Origin of the sequence: Actinoplanes lobatus (assembly GCF_014205215.1) — a bacterium.
Taxonomy (GTDB): Bacteria; Actinomycetota; Actinomycetes; order Mycobacteriales; family Micromonosporaceae; genus Actinoplanes; species Actinoplanes lobatus.
Genome location: NZ_JACHNC010000001.1, coordinates 5,464,668 through 5,485,338 on the forward strand (window position 1 = coordinate 5,464,668; position 20,671 = coordinate 5,485,338).

The following is a 20,671-nucleotide window of genomic DNA, read 5'->3' on the forward strand; positions in this document are numbered from 1 at the left end:
GCCGGGCCCGCTCGCCGGCCGGGTGACGGGCCTGGTCAGCAGTGGGACAGACTGAAGTTGAAAAGGGTGTCGACGTCGCCCTCGGTGGTGTTCATCGACATCGTGCTGAGGCCGGTGGAGGTTCCCGGGTCGATGCGCAGTTCGGTGTTGACGTTGAGGACGCTCTGCGAGCCGCACTCCGCGTAGGTGAGCACGGGTGCGACGTCCCAGGTGGTCCAGAGACCGTTCAGCGGCCCGGCGAACGTGGCGTCCTTGCGCTGGGTCGCGGAGGAGCCCTGCCAGTAGTAGCTGGTGCGCTGGAGGGCGGTCGCGCCGGACCGGAGGCTCGCCTTGCCGCGGTAGTTGGCGGAGGCGATCGCGATGGTCCAGCCGTCCGGGATGGTCACCAGGACGCCGAGCTGGCAGTTCTTGCGGCGGTCGATCAGGGCGGCGCCGTCGCCGGCCTCGGCCACGAAGTCCCGGTACTTGACCCGGAATCCGGTGTCGTCGCCGTTGCTCACGACCGTGGCGGTGCCGGGCGCGCATCCGGATCCGCTGCTGGCGAGCACCTCCACGGTGATCGCGGCCGCGGCCGCGGCGTGGGCGGGTGTGCCGAGGGGAAGCGCGAGAGCGGTGGCCAGCACGGCCGCCATCACGCGGTTGCGGTTCTTCATGGACTTCCTCCGGGGGGAACGGGGCATGCTTTCTGGAACCATTCCAGAATGACGGTCATCGCGTCCGCGACCACCGTAGTGGTGCACCTCAGGCATTTACAAGTATGAATTGCTAATGATCTCGGCATGGGCAAAAACCTCCCATAGGGGTGAAATTTCGGGGGCTTTGCGACCTTTGTGAGCTTCGGAAATCATCCTACAACGATTGACTTCCATTGATTTTCATCAATAGCTTCAGCTCGATCCGTTCCCGATCCCGAAGGGGATGAAAAATGAAAAGGTTGTTAACCCGCGGTTGTGCGGTGCTGGCGCTTCTGGCGTCGTCGCTGCTCGTCGCGACACCGGCCTCGGCGATCATCGTCATCGTCGACCCGCCGCCCGCCGGCGAGATGTCCATCGAGCTGGTCGCGATGGCCGGCTCGGGCTGCGCCCCGGGCACCGCCGACGTGGCGATCTCGCCGGACAACTCCGCGTTCACCGCGATCTACAGCGCCTATCTGGCGCAGGCGGGCCCCAGCGTGCCGGTCACCGAGAATCGCAAGAACTGCCAGCTCAACGTGCTGGTCCACGCGCCGTCCGGCTTCACCTTCGCGATCGCCAAGGTGGACTACCGCGGCTACGGGTACCTCCAGCCCGGCGCGGTCGCGCAGCAACGGGCCAACTACTACTTCCAGGGCATGACGGTCGGCAGCTACGCCAATCACGCGATCGCGGCGCCGCTGGACGACAACTGGATCGTCACCGACCAGGTGCCGATCGCCTCGCAGGTCTTCCGGCCTTGTGGCGAGCAGCGGAATCTCAACATCAACACCGAGCTGCGGGTCGCCAAGGGCACCTCGACCGACGTCAGCTACCTGACGATGGACTCCACCGACGGCAGCATCGAGACGATCTACCACTTCTCCTGGATGCGGTGTAACAACAAGTGAGTGAACGGGTGGCGATGGCGGTTCGCGCCGCCATCGCTACTCGAGGCACGTGCCGTCGAGCCTCTGGCCGATGGTGGCGAACTCGCCGGTCAGGAACGCCTCCGGGTCGGTCTGCCGGGATCCTTCGGTGAGGGCGGCGGCGATCTCGCCGGTCGCGGCCCGCTGGACGGGGTCGGTGCTCTGCTCGCCGGCGGTCGTCACCTGGCTCGCCATGTCGGCGAACGTCCGCTGCAACCCCGCGGCGTCGTCGTTGGCGGTGTGCTCGGCCAGCCGGACCGCGCCCTCGGTGAGGATCTTGTAGACGGTGCTGCACACGTACTTCGGCTGACCCGCCGAGGCCGACGGCACCGGCGCGATGCTGACCGGTGCGGGCAGGGATCCGGCCGGGACCTCGATCTCGATCCCGTCGCATCCGGCGGCGGCGACGGCCAGGCCCGCGATCAGGGCGGTGGTCACGGCCGTGCGGCGACGTTGCGGCACTCGATTCCCCTCCTTCGATGGCGTACGCCGGAGCATAGTGCCCGCCGTGACTTTTGCGGATCTCGGAAGTTAGCTCTGACGTGGTCAATATCCCCAAAAACGGCAAAAAGGTGGTACGCCGTGCGATGATCACCGGCCTGGCGACGGTTCTCGTCGCGGTCGGTGGCACGGCGTTCGCGGAGATCGTCTCGTCCCGGCCGGCTTCGTCCCCCTCGTTCAACGGCCCCGTCTACGCGGTCGCCTACCACGGCGACACCGTCTACGTCGGCGGCAACTTCACCACTGCCTCGGTCAACGGGCGCACCCAACAGCGGACCCGGCTGGCCGCCTTCGACGCGCACACCGGCGCGCTGCGCGACTGGAAACCGGCCGCCGACGCCAACGTGCGCGCGCTCGCCGTCGGCGACGGGGTGGTCTACGCGGCCGGGGACTTCGACACGGTCAACGGTGAGTCGCGGGATGCGGTGGCCGGCATCGGCGAGGCGGACGGGCAGGTCACGTCGCTGCGGCACACCGTCGCGGGGCAGCCGAACGCGATCGCCGCCGGGCACGGCCGCATCTACCTGGGCGGCCGGATCAACTCCGTGGACGGTCAGCCGCGCCGCAACCTGGCGGCCTTCACCGCCGCCGACGGGACGCTGGACGCGTGGGCGCCGACCACCGACGACACGGTCAACGCGCTCGCCGTCACCGACGACCGGGTCTATCTGGGCGGAAGCTTCCATCGTACGAACGACGTGCGCTCGACACTGCGGCTGACCGCCGTCGACCCGGACACCGGCGTGCTCGACCGGAGTTTCGCGCCGAAGCCGGTGTCGCAGGTGTTCGCGCTGGCCACCCACACCGACGGGGTGTACGCGGCGCTCGGCGGACAGGGTGGGCGAGCGGTGTCGTACACCCGGGAGGGGCAGACCCGCTGGACCCGGGTGTTCGACGGCGACGCCCAGGCGATCACCCAGCTCTCCGATGTGATCTACGTGGGCGGGCACTTCGACAAGGCGTGCACCACCACCAACAACGGGGTACGGGGCGTCTGCACCGACGGCTCGGTGATCCGCGGCAAACTGGCGGCGATCGACCGGGAGGGCAACCTGCTCGAATGGGCGCCGCAGGCCAACGGGATCGTCGGCACCCGGCAGTTGGCGGCCAGCGCCCGGCTCGCCTCGGTCAGCGCGGTCGGCGACTTCACCCAGGTGGACGGGGTGATCCGGAAACGGTACGCCGAGTTCACCGGGGTCATGCCACGGACGGAGAAGGCGGCCGTGGACGATGTGGCGGCGTACAACTTCGACACCACCATCGCGGACGGCACCTTCGACGACGGCTCCGGGCACGGCCACCTGCTGCGGACGGTCACCCGCAACGGCGGGGAGCCGCGGATGGTGCCGCACGGGAGCGGCCAGGCGCTGAGCTTCCCGGCCAAGTGCCCCACCGAGAGCAGCTGCCCGCGCCTGATTCTGCAGGCCGGCGACACTCCGGATCTCAACCCCGGGACCAAACCTCTGCGGTACGGGGCGGGCGTGCTGTTGTCGCTCGCGGAGACCGGCGGGGGCGAGAACATCCTCCAGAAGGGCTACTCGAACGGCGGCGGCCAGTACAAGCTCCAGGTCGACGGCCAGTCCGGCAAGCCGAGCTGCGGCATCAGCGACCGGACCGGCACGACGGTGTACGTGGCCCGCAGCCGGACCTCGGTGGCCGACGGCCGCTGGCACAACCTGGAGTGCCGCCGCACCGGCCCCACGCTGGCGATCATGGTCGACGACCGCCTGGAGACGGTGACCGCCGTCCCGGAAACCCTGTCTGTGGAGACGAACCAGCCCTTCACCGTCGGAGGCAAGGGCGTCGGCCAGAACAACGACCAGTTCCACGGAACCTTGGACGACATCTGGGTCCACATCGGCTGAACAAAAAAAGAGCCGACAACAAGCAAAGGCCGACAACAAGCAAAAGGCGCTTCAAGCGATCTTCTTGAAGCGCCTAGGAGCACTTCAAGTGGGTTGTCTTGAAGTGCGACCTTTTCAGTTTTCCGCCGCGGATTAGCAGAGTGTGCCGGTCGGAGGGCCGGCACACGCTGCTTCACCACTCACGCGCGCCTAGGGGGAGGCCTGGGCGGCGGGGGTTCCGTGTCGTCCGGTCCGGGGAGAGCGGGGCGGGATCACGCCGGCGAGGACGGTGCCGGCGAGTCCCGCGTGACCGGGCGGCGCAGAATCGAAGGTCATCGTTGCAGCGATGTTGCGGCGATGCAACAGTCTGTTTCGACTTGTTTCAGATTCGGTTCGGCAGCCGGGTGGCGACGATCGCGCCGACCGCGAGGATCGCCGCTCCGGTGAGCACCGCCGGCACCACGCCGTCGACGAAGTTCTGGGCGCTCGCGAAACCGCCCTGGCTGCTGAAGACGGAGGAGAGCGTGGCGACCCCGGCCGCCACCCCGAACTCCCGGATCGTGTTGTTGGCGCCCGAGGCCACCCCGCGCTGCTGTTCGCCGACGCTGGCCAGGGTGACCGTGCTGATCGGCGCGAAGGTCAGGCCCATGCCGATGCCGCCCAGCACGAAGGCGCCGATGAATCGGGCGTACCCGGCGTCGGTGGTGGTGGCCAGCCCGATCCAGAGGATGCCGGCGGCCAGGAGCACCTGCCCCGCCACGATCAGGTTGCGCAGCCCGATACGGGACCCGAAGATGCCGGCGAGCGGGGCGACCACCATCGGGGCCGCGGTCCACGGCAGCGTCCGCAGGCCGGACTCCAGCGGGGTGAGGCCCTGCACCACCTGGAAGTACTGGGCGAGCAGGAAGACCGAGCCGAACGCGCCCGCCGAGAAGGTCAGGGTCACCACGTTGACCAGGCTGAACGACCGGGACTTGAACAGGCTCAGCGGCAGCATGGGCGTACGATTGCGGCTTTGCCAGAAGAGGAACCCGGCGAGAAGCGCGACGCCCGCGCTCAGCATGAGTGGCACTCGGCCGCTGGTCCACCCGCGTTCCGGGCCGTCGACGATGCCCCAGATCAGCAGCAGCATGCCGCTCGCCGACAGCAGCAGGCCGAACGGGTCGAGTTTGCGGGCGCCGCCGTAGGACTCGCCGAGCACGAAGGCGGCCAGCGCCAGGGCGACCACGCCGATCGGCACGTTGACCCAGAAGATCCAGTTCCAGGTGAGGCCGTCGACGACCGCGCCGCCGATGACCGGGCCGAGCGCGACGCCGAGGCCGGTGATGCCGCCCCAGATGCCGACCGCGGCATTGCGCAGCCGGTCCGGTACGGCGGCGGCCAGCAGGGTCAGCGACAGTGGCGCGATCATGGCGCCGCCGATGCCCTGCGCGGCCCGGGAGGCGGTGAGCTGCCACGGTTCGGTGGAGAGCGCGGCCCCTGCCGAGGCCAGGGTGAACAGGGCGATGCCGGCCAGGTACATCCGGCGGCGGCCCAGCCGGTCACCGAGCGCGGCCGCGGTGAGCAGGAACGCGGCGAACGGCAGGGTGTACGCGTTCACGAACCACTGGAGGTCGGAGATGGACGCGCCGAGTTCGGTGCGGATGACCGGGAGCGCGGTGCTGACGACCAGGTTGTCGAGGGCGCCCATGAAGGCCGGGATGCCGACGGCGGCGATCACCAGGCCCAGCGGGCGGGTCTTGGCTGTCTTTGCGGTGCCGAGGGTGGCGGTGGCCACGAACTTCCCCCTAGAAGTTGTTATCCACTGATAACTAAGCACGGTAAGCATCGACTGATAACCTGTCAATGTGACCCGGATCCGTCTCACTGCTCAGGAACGCCACGCTCAACTGGTGGCGGCCGCCGTCACCGCCTTCGCCCGGGGCGGCTACGCCGGCACCACCACCGACCAGGTGGCCCGCATCGCCGGCGTCTCCCAGCCGTACGTGATCCGGATCTTCGGCTCGAAGCAGGAGCTGTTCCTGGCCACCATGTGGCACGCGTCCGACCGGGTGCAGCGGATCTGGCGGGAGGCGGCCGCCGTCGATCCCACGCTCCCCGGGCTGGGCAAGGCGTTCAAGGCGCTGCTCGCCGAACGGGACCTGCTGGTCGTGCTGCTGCACGCGTTCACGACCGGGGCCGACCCGGGGCTCGGCGACGCGGTCCGCCAGTGCTACGGCAACATGTTCATGCTGGTCCGCGAGCTGACCGGGGCGACCGCCGAACAGGCACGGGACTTCTTCGCCGCCGGCATGCTGATCACCGTGCTCGGCGCGATGCGGGTGCTGGGGCCGGACGCGGTGCCGCCCCAGCCGTGGATGACCGACCTGTTGGGCACCCTGCCCTACGACCAGGAGTGAGGCGTCACATGTTGTGGCGGGTGTAGGCCGGCTCCCGCCAGCCCAGCATCGCCTCGGTCATCCGGATCGCGTCGTGGTTCGCCCGTACGTCGTGCACCCGCATGATCCGGGCGCCCCGCATGATCGAGAAGACCACCGTGGCCAGCGTGCCGGCCAGCCGCTCCTGCTGCGGCCGGTCCAGCGTCTCGCCGATGAAGTCCTTGTTGCTCAGCGCCGCCAGCATCGGAAAGCCGATCGCCGCGATCTCGTCCAGCCGCCGGGTCAGCTCCAGCGAGTGGTAGGTGTTCTTGTTCAGGTCGTGACCCGGATCGATGATGATCTGGTCCGGGCGGACCCCACGGGACAGCGCCAGCTCCACCTTCTCCCGCAGGAACGCGCCCACCTCGGCGGTCACGTCGTGGTACCGCGGCTTCGGGTACTCGGTGCGCGGCGCGGCCAGGCTGTGACAGATCACCAGCTGCGCGTCCGTCCCCGCCACGGCGTCGGCCATCGCCGGATCACGCAGCCCGGACGTGTCGTTGACGACCCCGGCGCCCGCCCTGATCACCTCGGCGGCGACCTCGGGCCGGAACGTGTCCACCGACACCACCGCCAGACCACGGGCCGCCTCGACGACCGGCAGCACCCGGTCCAGCTCCTCGGCGGCGGTCACCTCCGGGCCGGGCGCGAACGGGACACCACCGATGTCGATCCAGTCGGCGCCGTCCGCGGCCGCCGCCCGCACCGCCTCGGTCGCCTTCTCCAGCGCGAACGTCCGGCCCTTGTCGTGGAACGAATCCGGCGTACGGTTCACGATCGCCATCACCACGACCTGCCGGGAGAAGTCGTAGGTCCGGCCGCCGATGATCCGCTCGCTCACACCCGGACCCTAACAGGCGGCGTTTGGGCCGCTCACGGCCACGGCGGCGACGCGGGCGCGGGCGGCGGGCGCGGTGCCTGCCGGGGCACCCACCTTCCGCGATCTTGGACGTTTTCCCGCCGAGTGCGGTGGCCTATCGTCCAAGATCGCGTTCGGCGGCGGGGTGCTGCGGGGCCTGGCACGACCGTACGGATCAGGGGAAGCCTTGGGTGCGGCGGACGGTGACGTAGGTTTCGGTGGCCTCGTCGATGTTGCCCGGGTCTGCGCGTAGCGCTCGGAGGATGAGGCGTGCGGATTGTGCCTGGGTCAGGGCGGCGGGGTTTTCGGGGTTACGGCCGGCGGCGGCGGTGAGGGCGCGCGCGAACCGGGTGAGGACCTCGGCGCAGGTGCCGCCGGGGACCGCGGGCCAGCCGTAGCGGGAGGCCGCGGCGCACGCGTAGTCGGCGGCCGGGCCGGGGCGGTCGGCGCGCAGGTGGGTGACCGCCGCGTGCACCAGGATCGTGGTGGCCTCGGCGTCCGGGACGGCGGGGCGGGAACCGGCCAGGGTGACGGCGCGGGCGGTGAGGCGGCAGGCGATCCTGTGGTCGCGGGCGGCGCTGCGTAGCAGGCCCGCCTCGGCGGCGGCGACCGGCAGCAGGTCGGGCAGCGGGGTGTGGCGGCAGAGGGCGAAGGCCTCCATGGACAGTTCGACGGCCTCGCGGAGGCGCCCGGAGTGGCGGGCGACGGTGACCGCCTCGGCCAGGTCGCCGGCGAGCAGGGCGGCGCGGTCCGGGTCGGCGCGGTAGGTGTCGTGCAGGGAGCGGCTCATCGCCAGCCCGGCGGCGTAGACCGGTTCGGCGTCGGCGAGCCGGCCGGTACGGCGCAGGCAGCGGCCCAGATGGCGATGCATCAGGGCGACCCGTTCGCGGGGGGCGCGTACCGGCGGGTCGAGGGTGGGATCCCGGTCGAGGCAGTGGCGCAGGTCGTCGATCGCCTCGGCGGGCCGGTCCAGGTCGGACAGCAGCAGGCCACGCAGCCCCCGCAACTCGATGAGCGCGATCTGCTCGTCGTAGGTGCGGGCCACCGGTTCGGCGTACTGGCACACCTGGAGAGCGACTTCCGGATCGACTACCTCGATGAACGCCATGGCCATGTCGTAGAGCGGCAGCCCCAGCCATTCGGCGGCGTTCGGGCCGGGCATGTCGAGGACCGCGCGGACCTCCGACCACCGGGCGGCGGCCTCCTCCGGGTCGCCGTCGTGGGCCGCGTCGACGGCGAGCCCGGCGGCGACGCCGGCGTGCAGGGCGCGGTCCGGCAGGGTGACCCCACCGCGGGTCCGGTCCAGCAGTTCGCGCGCCTTGCCGGTGCCGGCGGCCACATCGGTGAGGTGGTAGCCGAGCAGCCCCAGCCGGACGAGCAGGGTGGACGCGATCTGATCGTCCGGGTCGGCCGGATCCTTCTCCGGCACCAGGGAGAACGCGGCCGTGAACAGGCGGCGGGCGTGCTTCGGCCGGTCGCCGACGTGGGCGATCACCCCGCCGTCGTGGAGTTCGATGACGCGCATCAGGTGCTCGGACGTGTACGGCGTGGGCGGGTCACCGGCCCGCTGCCCGATCCGGCGGGCGCTGTCGTGCTCGTGGCGCAGCCGGCAGTGCAGTGACAGCAGGTGTACCAGCCGGTCGCGGGTGAACGGCAGGTCGACGCCGTCGGTGACCGCCTGTTCCCGGATCGCGCGGTCGTAGTCGCGGGCCTCCGCCATGCCGGTGTGGTTCTCGGCGGCGGCGAGCATCCCGGCGGCGACCCGGCTGTGCAGGTTGAGGCCGAACGCCGACGAGTCCACCAGCGGGGGAAGCAGTTCCTGGACCGCGCCGAGCTGGGCGTGGGCGCCGGCCGGGTCGGCGCCGATGAGATGGTGGGCGAGGGCGAGCCGGGCCAGTGCCAGCGACTCGACCGCGCCCGGCCGGCGGTCGGCGGCCGGCTGGGCGCCCAGCGCGACGGCCTCGACGGCGTACGCCCCTCCTGCGTCGACGTCGAGGAAGTGCGCGGCCCGGATCGCGGCCCGGGCCAGCGCCTGGAACAGGTCGGTCTCGCCGATCGGCTGGCCCGCGGCGATCCGGCTTCGGCACACGTCGACCAGGTCCAGCGTGGTCCGGTACGCCTGGAGACCGAGGCCGTGCTGTTCCTGCCAGTCGGCGAGTTCCCCGGCGACGGTGGGCAGCCCGGCCGCCGCCCACATCGCCGGCGCCTTCGCGACGACCGCCTCGATCTGTCGTTTCGCCTGGCTGCCCGCGCTGATCGCGCCGGAGATGTCACCGGCCTCGATGCGCAGCAGGCCCAGCATCCGCCACATCTCGCCGTCGCGGACGGCGAAGCCCGGCTCGCTGACGTCGTCGGGCACGGTGCCGCGCAGCCCTTCGACCAGGTGCCGTTCGGCGTCGGCGTTGCGGTCCGTGAGAATCGCCAGCCGGGCGGCGGCCCAGTGCGCGGACCGTCGCAGGTGCACGCCGATGGGCAGGCCGCTGACCCGCTCGGCGACCCGGAACGACTCGTCGGACCAGCGCTGGGCCAGGCCGTGGTCGTCCAGTTGGGCCGCGATGCCGATCGCCACCACCAGCGACTGGGCGAGCAGGATCTGCATCTGGGTGTAGCTGGGCGGCTCGGCGCGCAGCAGCGCGAACAGCTCCTCCGCCTCGGCCAGCGTGTCGGCGGTGACGGTGCCGATGGCCAGGACCTGGAGACGCAGATGGCCCACGAAGATCGAGGCCGTGCGGTAGACCGGGTGGTCGCCGGGGATGCTCGCGAGCGTGTCCACGGCCTGCTGGGCGAGCCGGGTGGCCTGGTCGTGGTCACCGACCACGACCAGGTTCATGGCGTTGCTGGCCAGGGTGATGGCCAGTTGCATGGCGGCCACCGGGTTCATGCCGATCCGCTGGTAGGCCTGGTGCGCCTCGTCGAAGAACGCGGACGCCTCGGTGGCCGACCCCTGCGACATCAGGATCTGGCCGAGACCCAGGCTGGCCTCGGCCACCTGTACGTCGTCGAGCCCGCTGGCCCGGCGCAGCAGCCGCAGCGCCCGGCCGGAGGCGGCGCTGGCCTCGCCCGGCTGCCCGAGACCGTTGTGCAGCTGCGCCTTGAGGGTGAGCGCCTCGACCAGCCGGCCGGTGCGCTCGGGACCGTCGGGGGTGATCCGGATCGCCGGTTCCAGCCGGTCCAGGGCCTCCCGCAACTGGCCGCCGACGAGCAGGTAGCGGGCGATCGTGATGCGGAACATGACGACCACCGACTCCTCGAACCCGTCGTGGCCGGCCGCGTCCAGGATCTTGCCGAGGACCACGACGGCCAGGTCCTTGAGCGCCCATTCGACGTGGTCGGGCAGGTAGGAGCCGACCTCGTAGAACAGGTCGTCGTCCAGGGCCAGCTGCGCCTCGACCACGGCGCCGGCCGCGTTGCCGAGCTCACCGCCGACCGACGGGGCGAGGCGTACGGCCAGTGGCACCAGCCGGCGGATGTCGGCGCCGAGCAGGTCACGCAGGGCGGCCGTGGCGGTGGGGGAGTGCCGTCCGGCCCGGGCCAGCACGGTCAGCGCCTGCCCGGCGCGGCGGTCGTCGACGACGGCGACGACCCGGCGCAGCAGGTCCGGCTCGGCCTCGCAGACCTCGGCGGCGAGGCGTTCGGCGAGCAGGTCGGGGCCGAGCGGGGTCCAGTAGCCGGTACCGTGCTGGGCGCCGTCGTACAGGTCGTGCAGCCACTCCGCGACCGGCTCGGCGCGTTCCAGCCGCCAGCCCAGCACGTCACCGAGCAGGGCGCATCCCTCCGCCTCGGCGGCGGCGCCGGCCAGGCTCATCAGCGCCACGGCCCGGCGCTGCGCCAACGGGTCGAGGCGCAGTCCGGCGACCCGGGCGGTGGCCTTCCAGTAGACGTGCTCGTGTTCCAGAACGGCATCGAGGGCGTTCACACCGCTGCGCGCGACCGTGCCCGGGTTCAGGGCGGCCACCACGGCCGCGGCGTGCAGGTGCAGCAGCGGGGTGTCGCCGCGGAAGTCCGGCGGCGGGCCCGGCGGTCCGGGCGGCACCCCGGCGTGGGCGGCGAACGCGGCCAGGGCCCGTTCGTACTCGCCGGTCCAGTCGCCGGGCGCGACACCGGGCAGGTGCAGCCCGCAGATCCGGGCGTCCAGGTTGGTCCTCAGGGAGGCGCTGATGCCGATGCCGACGTCCTTCCACCAGGCGCCGGCCCGGCGGGCCAGGACCAGCAGCCGGATCGGTGGGCGCTCCGAGCGGGCCAGCTCGTCCAGTTCGGAGATCAAATGCCTGAGGCGTACGTGGTCCTCGCCGTAGTCGGCGACGATCAGCACCGGTTCGCCCAGCCTGTCGAGCGCCTCGATGAGCCGGTCGACCGGGCCGGGGCCGGGGTCCATCCGGTCCACCGGCCGCAGGAACCCGGCCACCCAGCCGTGCTCGTGCCGGCCGCTGACCAGCTGCCCGGCCAGCCGGGTCTTGCCGACGCCGCCCGCGCCGGTGACCAGCCGCACCGAGAACGGCTCGGCCGAGTCGCACCAGGCGGTGAGCGCCTCGATCTCGGCGTCGCGGCCCTCGAACGGCACGATGCCGCGTTCCGGGCGCAGCAGGTCGGCGGTGCTGCCGTGGGCGCCGCCGCGGGTCGCGCGCTCACCGGGCCGGTGCAGGATGGAGCCGAGTCTCGGGACCAGCCAGCGGCGGCGGGCCGCCTTCCAGCCGGGACTGCCGTCCAGACCCTCCAGACCGGGTACGCCGGCGAGCGGCACCACCCAACCGCCGCGGGCCCCGTGCTCGCCGCCGCGGGTGGCCTTGACCGGCCCGATCACCCGCCCGGTCCGCACGTCGAACGCCGGTGACCCGCTGATCCCCGGCTCGACCGTGTCGTCCCCGATCTGGAGGAACCGGACGCCGTCGGCCTCGGTCGGGCCGTCGATCCGGTACCGGCCGTGGACCAGGGTGGGCCGGTCGCTGAACAGCCGCTGGTAGCCGGCGATCCGGACCTCGCCCGGATGGGCCTCGTCGGGGCGCGGGGCGTGCTGCACATCGGCGTACGGGTGCTCGTCGCCGATCGTCACGTCCACGACCGCGAGGTCCGGCAGCGGGGTCCAGCCGTCGTCCGGCCGCTGCTCGGGGCGCCGCCAGCGGACCGTGCCCGGGTAGTCGCGGCCGTGCCAGTGGACCGTGCACTCCGCGTGGTCCTGAACCACGTGCGCGCAGGTGACCAGGACTCCCGGCGCGACGAAGAAGCCGTTGCCGTCCGAGTCGCCGGCCCGGACGGCCGCACACACGTCGTACAGCTCGTCGGTCGTCACGCCGACGATGCTCCCGTGCGGACGGTGCGGGCGACATACCTCGTTCGGTTTCGTTCACCAGCCGGAGGGCGGGGCCTCGCTCGGCTCTGTTCACCGGCCGGTGGGGGCCTCCAGGTGCACCACTGTGGTCACGGTCTCGGCCAGTCCGCCCACACCGGATCGTACGGAAACGTGCCTTGCGGCAAATGTTCGCCGTGAAAGTGCAGGAAAACCGGGATACCAGCTATCCGGGGGAAGTTGATGATCATGCGGTTAGAGCGGAGATCCAGGGGTATGCGGCCCGGCATGCGCGTTCTCGGGATCAACGCCCAGACCTACCGGAGCGTGGAGTGACGTTCGCCAGCATCGTCGTACCCACCGTCGGACGGGTCAGCCTCGGCGCGCTGCTGGCCGCGCTCGGTTCGCTGCCGCCCGACATCGAGCTGCTGATCGTCGACGACCGGGCCGACCGGCGTACCCCTCTCGAAGTGCCCGCCCGGGTGATCGCGGGCCGCGCCGCCGGGCCCGCCGCGGCCCGCAACACCGGTTGGCGGGCCGCTGCGGGCGAATGGGTGGCGTTCCTCGACGACGACGTGCTGCCCGACCCGGACTGGGTCGAACGGCTGGTCGACGATCTGCGATCGACGGCCCCGACCGTCGGCGGGGTGCAGGGCGATCTCCGGGTGCCGCTGCCGCCGGACCGGCCGCCCACCGACTGGGAGCGGGTCACCGCGTCCCTCGCCGACGGCGAGTGGCTCACCGCGGACATGGCCTACCGCCGGGCCGCGCTGGCCCGCGCCGGCGGCTTCGACGAACGGCTGCCGCGCGCCTTCCGCGAGGACGCCGAGCTGGCCTTCCGGGTCCGGCTGGCGGGCTGGGAGCTGCACCGCGGCCGTCGCCGGGCCACCCATCCGGTCCGTCCGGAAGATCGATGGATCAGCGTACGGGTACAGCGCGGCAACGCCGACGACGCCCTGCTGCGCCGCCTCTACGGACCGGCCTGGCATACGGTGCTCGGGATTCCGCCCGGACGCAGGCACCGGCACGCCGTGGTCACCGCCTGCCTGGCCGCGGCCGCCGGATCGGCCCTCCTGCGCGTGGCCACCGGAGACCGGGTCTGGTCGCCGGTGGCCGCCCTGGCCGCGGCCGGCTGGGCGGCCGGGACCGCCGAGTTCGCGCTGGCCCGCATCGCTCCCGGCCCCCGCGACTCCCGCGAGGTCGCCACCATGCTGGTGACCAGCACCGTCATCCCCCCGGTGGCGATCGCCCACTGGCTGCGCGGCTGGTTGCGATGGCGCGGCGCCGAGCCGCACCGGCCGGTTCCCGAGGCGCCGTCCGTTCCACTGCCCGACGGTTCCACCGCGCCACACGGAGGGTGGCCCCGGTGAGCGCGCCGCTCCACGACGCGGTGCCGTTCGACCGGGACGGCCTGCTGGAGGCGGAGACATGCGCATCGCGATGATCTCCGAACACGCCAGCCCGCTCGCGGCGCTCGGTGGCGCCGGCGCGGGCGGGCAGAACTCGCACGTCGCCGAACTCGCCGCCGCCCTGGCCGCCAACGGGCACGAGGTACGCGTCTACACCCGCCGGGACAGCCCCGGCCTGCCGGAGGTCGTGCCGATGGGGGAGCGGGCCGACGTGGTCCACGTACCGGCCGGGCCGGCCGAGGCGCTGCCCGAGGATGAGCTGCTGCCGTACCTGGGCGCCTTCGCGGCGTGGATGGCCGCCGACTGGCGCGCCGAGTGGATGCCGGACGTGGCGCACGCCCACTTCTGGATGAGCGGGCTGGCCGCCCTCGACGCCGGGCACTCCTGCGGGGTGCCGATGGTGCAGACCTTCCACGCCCTCGGCACCGTCGAACGCCGCCACCAGGGCGCCGCCGACACCAGCCCGCCCGGGCGGATCGGCTACGAACGGCACATCGGGCGGGCCGCCGACCGGGTGATCGTGCAATGCCGCGACGAGGTCGGGGAACTGCTGCCCCTCGGGGTGCCGCGGTCGAGGATGTCGCTGGTGCCGTCCGGGGTCGACACCGAACGGTTCAGCTCGCGGGGTCCGGCCGTGGAGCGCACCCCCGGGCTGAACCGGATCCTGACGGTGGCCCGGTTCGTCGAGCGCAAGGGCATCGAGGACAGCATCCGGGCCATGCCGGCGGTGCCCGGCGCCGAGCTCGTGGTGGTCGGCGGTCCACCGGCCGCGGAACTCGACGCCGAGCCGTACGCCCGCCGGCTCCGGGCTCTCGCCGAGCACTGCCGGGTCGCGGACCGGGTCCGGCTGGCCGGCGCGGTTCCGGCGCACGAGATGCCGGCCTGGTACCGGTCCGCCGACGTGCTCGCCACCACGCCCTGGTACGAGCCGTTCGGTCTCACCCCGCTGGAGGCGATGGCCTGCGGGGTGCCGGTGGTCGCCACCGCGGTCGGCGGGCTCACCGACACGGTCGTCGACGGCGTCACCGGCGATCTGGTGCCGCCCCGCAACCCGCGCGCCCTGGCCCTCGCGCTGCGCCGGCTCGCCGGGGACGAGGTCCGCCGGTACGGCTACGCCGCCGCGGCCGCCGACCGGGCCGCCGCCTCCTACTCGTGGCCACGTATCGCCGAGCGCCTGACCGCCGTCTACGCGGCCGTCGCGAACCTGGAGGCAGTCGCTTGAACCCCCTCGACGTCCACCTGACCGGGCTCGTACAGGAGAGCTCGTACCCGTGATCCTGGTCCTGCGCGCGCTCGGTGTGGGAGATCTGGCGACCGCGGTGCCCGCCCTGCGCGGGCTCCGCGCCGCCTTTCCCGGCGAGACCCTCGCGCTGGCCGCCCCCGCCTGGCTCACCCCGCTGATCGTCACGATCGGCGGTATCGACCGGATCGTCCCGGCCGGCGAGCTCGAACCCCTCGACGGCGCGCCCGCCGAGCCCCGGCTCGCGGTCAACCTGCACGGCTCCGGTCCCGAATCGCACCGCCGCCTGCTGGCGCTGCGGCCGGGCGCGCTGTGGGCGTTCGCCAGCACGCCGGCCGGGCACCACGACGGGCCCGGCTGGCACGACGACGAACACGAGGTCCGGCGCTGGTGCCGGTTGGTGCGCTATTACGGCGTACCCTGCTCGGAAATTGATCTTGATCTTGAAGCGCCGCACGCGGATGTCCCGGCCGGGATGACGATCATCCATCCCGGCGCGAAATCGCCGGCCCGGCGATGGCCTCCGGACCGCTACGCGGCCGTCGCACGACGGTTGCGCGCCGCGGGCCACCACCCGCTGATCACCGGTTCCGCCGCCGAGAGAGACCTATGTGTACGGGTGAGCGCGCTCGCCGGGCTCCCGGAGGAGGCGGTCGCGCGCACCGGGCTGAGCGAACTCGCCGCCCTGGTCGCGTCCGCCCGGCTGGTGATCAGCGGCGACACCGGGATCTCCCATCTCGCCACCGCCTACCGGACGCCGTCGGTCACCCTGTTCGGCCCGGTGTCGCCGCAACGCTGGGGGCCGCCGGCGGACCGCCCCTGTCATCGCCCGATCTGGCACGGCACCCGCAGCGAACGCGGCGACCTGCCCGGCCCGGTCCACCCCGCGCTGCTCGCGATCACCCCCGACGAGGTGCTCGCCGCCGCCGACGAGGTCCAGGTAGTCGAGTTGCCGACCGAGGATTCTGGTTGACTTTCGCCGTGGGCGACTGGGAAGTACGGCTGATCGGATCCGACGGGCTGACCGAGGGGGAGACCGCCGGTGTCGTGGCGCTGCTGCGCGCCCTGGTCGCCGGTGGCGCGGCGCTCGGCTGGGTGGAGCCGCCGCCGGCCGCCGAGGTGGCCGCCCTGCTGGAGACGCTGACCGCGGCCGTCCCGTCCGGCGACGCCGCGATCGCCCTGGCCGTCCTCCCCACCGACGGCGGCGAGGAGGTGGCCGGATTCGGGTACTGGCGCCGTTACGGCCGGCCCACCCACCGGCCCAACGCCGACCTGGAGAAACTCGCCGTCGACCCGGACCGGCAGGGCCTCGGCCTCGGGCGGACCCTGCTGACCGCTCTGATCGCGGCCGCGCTGCGCCACCGGATCGAGGTCCTCACCCTCGACCTGCGCGGCGACAACACCCGCGCGGCGGCCCTCTACAAGAAACTCGGCTTCCACCAGTACGGCCGTCTCGACCGTTTCGTGGCCGTCGGCGAGGCCCGCTACGACAAACTCCTCTACGCCCTGGACCTGCGCGAACTCCGCTAGTTCGGGGCGACCCGGCCGGGGATGGTGGCGATCAGCACGTGGGCGATCGTCCGCCAGCCCAGCCTAGGGTAGAGCATCTGGCCGTCCACGCTCGCGATGAGCAGGCCCTGCTCGGCGCCCGCCGCCACCGCCTCGGCCGCCAGCGAGCCCATCACCGTGCTGGCCAGACCCCGGCGCCGGTGGGCGGCATGTGTCTCGATCTTGTCGGCGACCGCGTCCGTGCCGGACAGCCCGGCGTTGCCCCACGCGGCCACCTCACCCGACTCGTGGACGACGGTGGCCGTCACCACCGCACCGGACCGGACGGTCTCCACCCGGTAGCCGGCGGCCGCCTCCCGCCGGGGATGCTTCCGCAGGTCGATCGCCATCATCGCCTCGGACTTCTGCAGCAGCACCAGCCCGGCCGCCTCCAGCGCCGCGGCCGTCGCGTCCGGATCGATGGTCGCCACGGTCAGCCAGGTCACCGCCCGCTCCGCCGCGACCCGGCCGGCCAGCCCGGCGAGCGTGGCCGGATCCACGTCGAGGGCCAGGTAATCGACATCGCGGGTCGGCTGCCGGGAATCCGACCGCAGCCCGCCGTCGACCGCCTCCGGCGGGGCGACCGAACGCGCCACCGCCCAGCCGTGCTGCCACCGGACGACGGTCTCACGTAGATCAGTCACCCACCCAGTAGATCATCCACACGCGACTACCAGTCCATCCAGCCGTCCAGGCTGGGTTTGCGCAGGTAGGGCGGCTCCTCGAAGTCGATCGCGGTCAGCCACCGGGTGCCCGGCTCGACCCGGTGGCCGATCCTCCGCAGCTCGCGGACCACGACCGGGATGTGCAGGGCGCCGAAGACGACGGCGACCTCCATGTCCTCCGCCGCGAACTCGCCGTCGATCTCCCCGATCGCGCCGAGCAGCAGTTCGTCGCGTTCGGTGAGGATGATCCGGGTCAGGTACTCGTCGGCGAACCGCGGCCTGCTCTCGTCGGTCAGTTCCAGCGACGTCATGCCCTCCACCGGGTCGGACCCGGTGAGAGCCATCTGGATGGCGAGATACGGGGTCATGAGGGCGAGATCCGCCAACCCTTCGCGGGGCATGCGACGGTCCGGCTGCGCTTCCGGCCCCAGGTGCGCGTCCGGAAAGATGATCGGTACGCCCAGAGCGCCGTAGTCGATGTCCTGGTGCACCAGTCGCCGGGCCACCCGCTGCCCGGTCCAGCGCATCGCGGTGATGTAGGCGAGCCCGGTCGAGCTGGGCCCGTCGTACTGTTCGGCGATGACCGCCTGACAGGTGCGAAGCCGCTGCCAGATCTCCCAGTAGTAGTCCGCATGCCCCATGTGGATCGTCGGGATCAGCACCCAGCGGATGCCGCCGCCCGGCCGTCCCAGCACGCTGATCGAGGTCCGGTAGCAGGTGCCGCTCATCTCCGTCAGCCGCATCCCGCCAGAGTAAGTAAGCTTCGCTTCTCACCAGGCTCTTGGCCGTAGGCAGCGCTCCGTCCGCCGTCCTTGGCCCGCCGTCCTTGGCCCGCCGTCCTTGGCCCGCCGTCCTTGGCCCGCCGTCCTTGGCCCGCCGTCCTTGGCCCGCCGTCCTTGGCCCGCCGTCCTTGGCCCGCCGTCCTTGGCCCGCCGTCCTTGGCCCGCCGTCCTTGGCCCGCCGTCCTTGGCCCGCCGTCCTTGGCCCGCCGTCCTTGGCCCGCCGTCCTTGGCCCGCTGCCCTTGGCCCGCTGCCCTTCGCCCGCCGGCCGTCGGCCTTCGGGTGCCGCGTCGGCCGGCGTTTGCCGCCTTTGGGTAGTGCGGCCGCGGCCGGGCGCCGTGGAGGGGCGGCTCCCGGACCGGTCAGCCGCGCCGGGCCTCGATCAGCGTCCGAGTCGAGCACGCGGCGAACGACCCGTGTTCCCGGATGTGCGCGTCCAGCGCCCGTAGCCGCTCGCGATACCTGTCGACGGTGAAGTCCGGCACCCACCAGACGCATTTACGCAGGATCCATACGACGGCCCCGATGTCGCAGAACTCCATCCGGCACCGCGCCGTCCGCAGATCCACGACCTCCAGGCCGGCCCGCCGTGCCGCCGCCGCCTCGCTTTCCGGATCGCGAGCGAGATTCGTCACCGGCAGCGGCCCGAGAAACCACTCGATCAGCTCGAACGCCGACGCCGGACCGACATGCTGCGCCAGGTAGCCGCCACCGGGCACCAGCACCCGGGCGATCTCCGGCCAGTCCGGCCGCACCGGATGACGGCTGCTGACCAGCTCGAACGTCCTGTCCGCGAAGGGCAGCGGATCACCCGGCGCGACCTCGGCGACCACCACGCCACGCGGCCCCAGCAGCTGCCGGGCACGTGCGGCGTTCGGCGGCCAGCCCTCGGTCACCACCATCCGCGGCGGCAGCACCGGCATCCCACCGATGATCTCCCCACCGCCGGTGTCCACATCCACCGCCGACGACACCCCGGCCAGCCGGGCCGCGAGCAGCCGCGCATATCCCCACGGCGGCCGCTCCTCGGTGGCCCGCCCGTCCAGCCAGCCGAAACCCCACCCGTCGACGTCCGCCGAAGAGCCTTCCAGAACCAATTCCTCAAACGTACGCACGACGCGCTCCCCCCGATGCCGCTCCGCAGTCTGCCCGCGCCACAGCCGAAAACGCATCCCGTTTCCGCGGCCGCCGACCGTCAGCCAGGCGGTCGACCCCGGCCTTCAACTTCGCGGGCCAGGCTCCCGGCCCCGGCTTATCCGCTTCGTGGGCTAGGTTCGCGGCCTCGGCTTATCCCGGCCCGTGGGTTCCCGCCGACGCCGACCGCCGGGATTCGCGCGGTGGTCCGCTGGCCTCACCGGATCTGCGGCCGCTGTTCGCAGGAGAGGCCACGCCCGCCCTGGATCTGCGGCCGGCTCCGGTGCAACCGGGAATCGTTCTCGGCAACGACGCGGTCGGCCTGCTGCGCGACGGACTCGGCCGGTACGCAATGGAGATCCGCTGGATGGTCCACCTCGATGACGCCGGCGTGCTGCGGTTGTGGCGGTCGTGGAAGGGTCAGCAGGTCTACGAGGCACGGCTCGTCCCCGGGCCGGACGGCGCGACGCTGACCGGGCTCACGGTCGAGCAGGATCAGTCGCGCTACCAGGGAACGCTGGACCGGGAGCCGGACCTCTTCGAGAAGGTGCTGCGGTCGTGCCTCGATCACCTGCGGCGATTCCGGGCCGGTCACACTCCGTACGGGCTGTCATCGGTCACACGCACTCGCGGCTGAGCGTGATGACACCGGTCCCGTCGAGACGCATTGACAGCAGGCGCAACTCCATCTCGGTGCCGGTCACACCTTGACCAGTCAATGTCGTCAACATTGCGGCGATGTCGGAGAGTGCCGCGCCACGCTCCCGGAGCACCTTCATCACGGTGACCCGCGAGGTGATCCCGGACAGGCGCAGCCGGAACACGCCGCACTGGTCCAGCAGCACCTGACGCAACTCCGGCGGAGGCTCGTCCCAGCCGCATTCCAGGACCGGGCCGTCCGTACAGGAGTGGAGACGTGACCAGCACAGACGGCCGTAGGCGATCGTCTCGCTGAACGTGGCGGTCGCGCCCGGCGGACAGGTGCCGCAGTCGAACGGCACGACAGCTTCGTCCGGGAATGCCGTCACGGGAGCGGAACGTCCTGACGGTGGAGGGTGATCCGGTCCCGGGAGATCGTGCCGGGAAGGTATTCGAACCCCTTCGGCGACATGACGAGCGACGCCGGGTCGATGCCGTCGGCCGCCCACACGTCCACCGGTCCGCCCGTGTTGTTGATCCGGATGAAGAAGCCGGCGGTGTGCTCGTCCACCAGGAAGATCCCGTCGACCTCTGGTCCCCGGCTGCCCGCGATGCCACGGGCCGCGCCCATCCGTGACGAGTCCAGGCCGAATCTCCGGATCGAATCCCGGTTGCGGACCGAGGTGACATGGTAGAGACGTTCCACCGGCCGAACATAGCGGTCGCCCCCGACCCGCTCACCCGGATATTC

General features: G+C 72.1%; 18 protein-coding genes. 8 read left to right on the plus strand and 10 right to left on the minus strand.

The window, feature by feature from the left end; genetic code table 11:
• Positions 1-35 precede the first annotated feature (35 nt).
• Positions 36-653, minus strand: a complete 618-nt coding sequence (locus tag BJ964_RS25080; RefSeq protein WP_229807351.1) for a DUF4360 domain-containing protein — start codon at positions 651-653, stop codon at positions 36-38.
• Between the two features lie 272 nt (positions 654-925).
• Here BJ964_RS25080 and BJ964_RS25085 point away from each other — a divergent pair, with 272 nt between their 5' ends.
• Entirely contained in the window at positions 926-1,582 is a 657-nt protein-coding gene (locus BJ964_RS25085; protein WP_188122969.1) for a DUF4360 domain-containing protein, read from the plus strand.
• Between the two features lie 36 nt (positions 1,583-1,618).
• Here BJ964_RS25085 and BJ964_RS25090 read toward each other — a convergent pair whose 3' ends face one another.
• Entirely contained in the window at positions 1,619-2,062 is a 444-nt protein-coding gene (locus BJ964_RS25090; protein WP_229807349.1) for a hypothetical protein, read from the minus strand.
• Between the two features lie 125 nt (positions 2,063-2,187).
• On the opposite strand from BJ964_RS25090, the gene BJ964_RS25095 reads away from it, so the two are divergent.
• Positions 2,188-3,966 (plus strand): LamG domain-containing protein, encoded by a 1,779-nt coding sequence (locus tag BJ964_RS25095; RefSeq protein WP_188122971.1) that lies wholly within the window; start codon positions 2,188-2,190, stop codon positions 3,964-3,966.
• A 361-nt stretch (positions 3,967-4,327) separates the two neighbouring features.
• Here BJ964_RS25095 and BJ964_RS25100 read toward each other — a convergent pair whose 3' ends face one another.
• Positions 4,328-5,722 carry a DHA2 family efflux MFS transporter permease subunit gene (locus BJ964_RS25100; protein WP_229807348.1) on the minus strand — a complete coding sequence of 465 codons (1,395 nt, stop codon included), beginning with the start codon at positions 5,720-5,722 and terminating at the stop codon, positions 4,328-4,330.
• Between the two features lie 70 nt (positions 5,723-5,792).
• Between BJ964_RS25100 and BJ964_RS25105 the strand changes: the two genes are divergently transcribed.
• Positions 5,793-6,344 (plus strand): TetR/AcrR family transcriptional regulator, encoded by a 552-nt coding sequence (locus BJ964_RS25105; protein ID WP_188122973.1) that lies wholly within the window; start codon positions 5,793-5,795, stop codon positions 6,342-6,344.
• A gap of 4 nt (positions 6,345-6,348) precedes the next feature.
• Here the strand turns inward: BJ964_RS25105 and folP are convergent, their stop codons facing one another.
• Positions 6,349-7,146 (minus strand): dihydropteroate synthase, encoded by a 798-nt coding sequence (gene folP / locus BJ964_RS25110; RefSeq protein WP_223150537.1) that lies wholly within the window; start codon positions 7,144-7,146, stop codon positions 6,349-6,351.
• Positions 7,147-7,396: 250 nt separating this feature from the next.
• A complete protein-coding gene (locus BJ964_RS25115; RefSeq protein WP_188122974.1) occupies positions 7,397-12,508 on the minus strand; it encodes a tetratricopeptide repeat-containing serine protease family protein in 5,112 nt (1,703 codons plus the stop codon).
• Between the two features lie 329 nt (positions 12,509-12,837).
• Here BJ964_RS25115 and BJ964_RS25120 point away from each other — a divergent pair, with 329 nt between their 5' ends.
• The 4 genes from BJ964_RS25120 to BJ964_RS25135 are packed head-to-tail and all read left to right on the plus strand — an operon-like array spanning position 12,838 to position 16,684.
• Positions 12,838-13,875, plus strand: a complete 1,038-nt coding sequence (locus BJ964_RS25120; RefSeq protein WP_188122975.1) for a glycosyltransferase family 2 protein — start codon at positions 12,838-12,840, stop codon at positions 13,873-13,875.
• A 58-nt stretch (positions 13,876-13,933) separates the two neighbouring features.
• Complete coding sequence (locus BJ964_RS25125) at positions 13,934-15,136, plus strand: glycosyltransferase (RefSeq protein WP_188122976.1); 1,203 nt, start codon at positions 13,934-13,936, stop codon at positions 15,134-15,136.
• Between the two features lie 49 nt (positions 15,137-15,185).
• Positions 15,186-16,127 carry a glycosyltransferase family 9 protein gene (locus BJ964_RS25130; protein WP_188122977.1) on the plus strand — a complete coding sequence of 314 codons (942 nt, stop codon included), beginning with the start codon at positions 15,186-15,188 and terminating at the stop codon, positions 16,125-16,127.
• The gene (locus BJ964_RS25135; RefSeq protein ID WP_229807346.1) at positions 16,124-16,684 is read left to right on the plus strand and encodes a GNAT family N-acetyltransferase; all 561 of its coding nucleotides are present in this window, start codon (positions 16,124-16,126) and stop codon (positions 16,682-16,684) included. Before BJ964_RS25130 ends, BJ964_RS25135 begins: the two co-directional genes overlap by 4 nt.
• Here BJ964_RS25135 and BJ964_RS25140 read toward each other — a convergent pair.
• The 3 genes from BJ964_RS25140 to BJ964_RS25150 form a co-directional block, all read right to left on the minus strand.
• A complete protein-coding gene (locus tag BJ964_RS25140) occupies positions 16,681-17,346 on the minus strand; it encodes an N-acetyltransferase (protein WP_188122978.1) in 666 nt (221 codons plus the stop codon). The two genes, BJ964_RS25135 and BJ964_RS25140, sit on opposite strands and share 4 nt — an antisense overlap.
• A 26-nt stretch (positions 17,347-17,372) precedes the next feature.
• The gene (locus BJ964_RS25145; protein ID WP_188122979.1) at positions 17,373-18,110 is read right to left on the minus strand and encodes a hypothetical protein; all 738 of its coding nucleotides are present in this window, start codon (positions 18,108-18,110) and stop codon (positions 17,373-17,375) included.
• Between the two features lie 399 nt (positions 18,111-18,509).
• Positions 18,510-19,262 (minus strand): class I SAM-dependent methyltransferase, encoded by a 753-nt coding sequence (locus tag BJ964_RS25150; RefSeq protein ID WP_188122980.1) that lies wholly within the window; start codon positions 19,260-19,262, stop codon positions 18,510-18,512.
• A gap of 302 nt (positions 19,263-19,564) precedes the next feature.
• On the opposite strand from BJ964_RS25150, the gene BJ964_RS25155 reads away from it, so the two are divergent.
• Positions 19,565-19,918 (plus strand): hypothetical protein, encoded by a 354-nt coding sequence (locus tag BJ964_RS25155; RefSeq protein WP_188122981.1) that lies wholly within the window; start codon positions 19,565-19,567, stop codon positions 19,916-19,918.
• Here the strand turns inward: BJ964_RS25155 and BJ964_RS25160 are convergent.
• Both BJ964_RS25160 and BJ964_RS25165 read right to left on the minus strand, forming a co-directional pair.
• Entirely contained in the window at positions 19,899-20,309 is a 411-nt protein-coding gene (locus BJ964_RS25160; protein ID WP_188122982.1) for a hypothetical protein, read from the minus strand. The two genes, BJ964_RS25155 and BJ964_RS25160, sit on opposite strands and share 20 nt — an antisense overlap.
• Positions 20,306-20,626, minus strand: a complete 321-nt coding sequence (locus BJ964_RS25165) for a hypothetical protein (RefSeq protein ID WP_188122983.1) — start codon at positions 20,624-20,626, stop codon at positions 20,306-20,308. Before BJ964_RS25165 ends, BJ964_RS25160 begins: the two co-directional genes overlap by 4 nt.
• Positions 20,627-20,671 lie beyond the last annotated feature (45 nt).

Bases quoted from the DNA above. Each gene is read 5' to 3' on its own strand.
- BJ964_RS25145 (WP_188122979.1), bottom strand. From the start codon at position 18,110: ATGCGGCTGACGGAGATGAGCGGCACCTGCTACCGGACCTCGATCAGC.
- BJ964_RS25095 (WP_188122971.1), top strand. From the start codon at position 2,188: ATGATCACCGGCCTGGCGACGGTTCTCGTCGCGGTCGGTGGCACGGCG.
- BJ964_RS25125 (WP_188122976.1), top strand. From the start codon at position 13,934: ATGCGCATCGCGATGATCTCCGAACACGCCAGCCCGCTCGCGGCGCTC.
- BJ964_RS25080 (WP_229807351.1), bottom strand. From the start codon at position 653: ATGAAGAACCGCAACCGCGTGATGGCGGCCGTGCTGGCCACCGCTCTC.
- folP (WP_223150537.1), bottom strand. From the start codon at position 7,146: ATGGCGATCGTGAACCGTACGCCGGATTCGTTCCACGACAAGGGCCGG.
- BJ964_RS25085 (WP_188122969.1), top strand. From the start codon at position 926: ATGAAAAGGTTGTTAACCCGCGGTTGTGCGGTGCTGGCGCTTCTGGCG.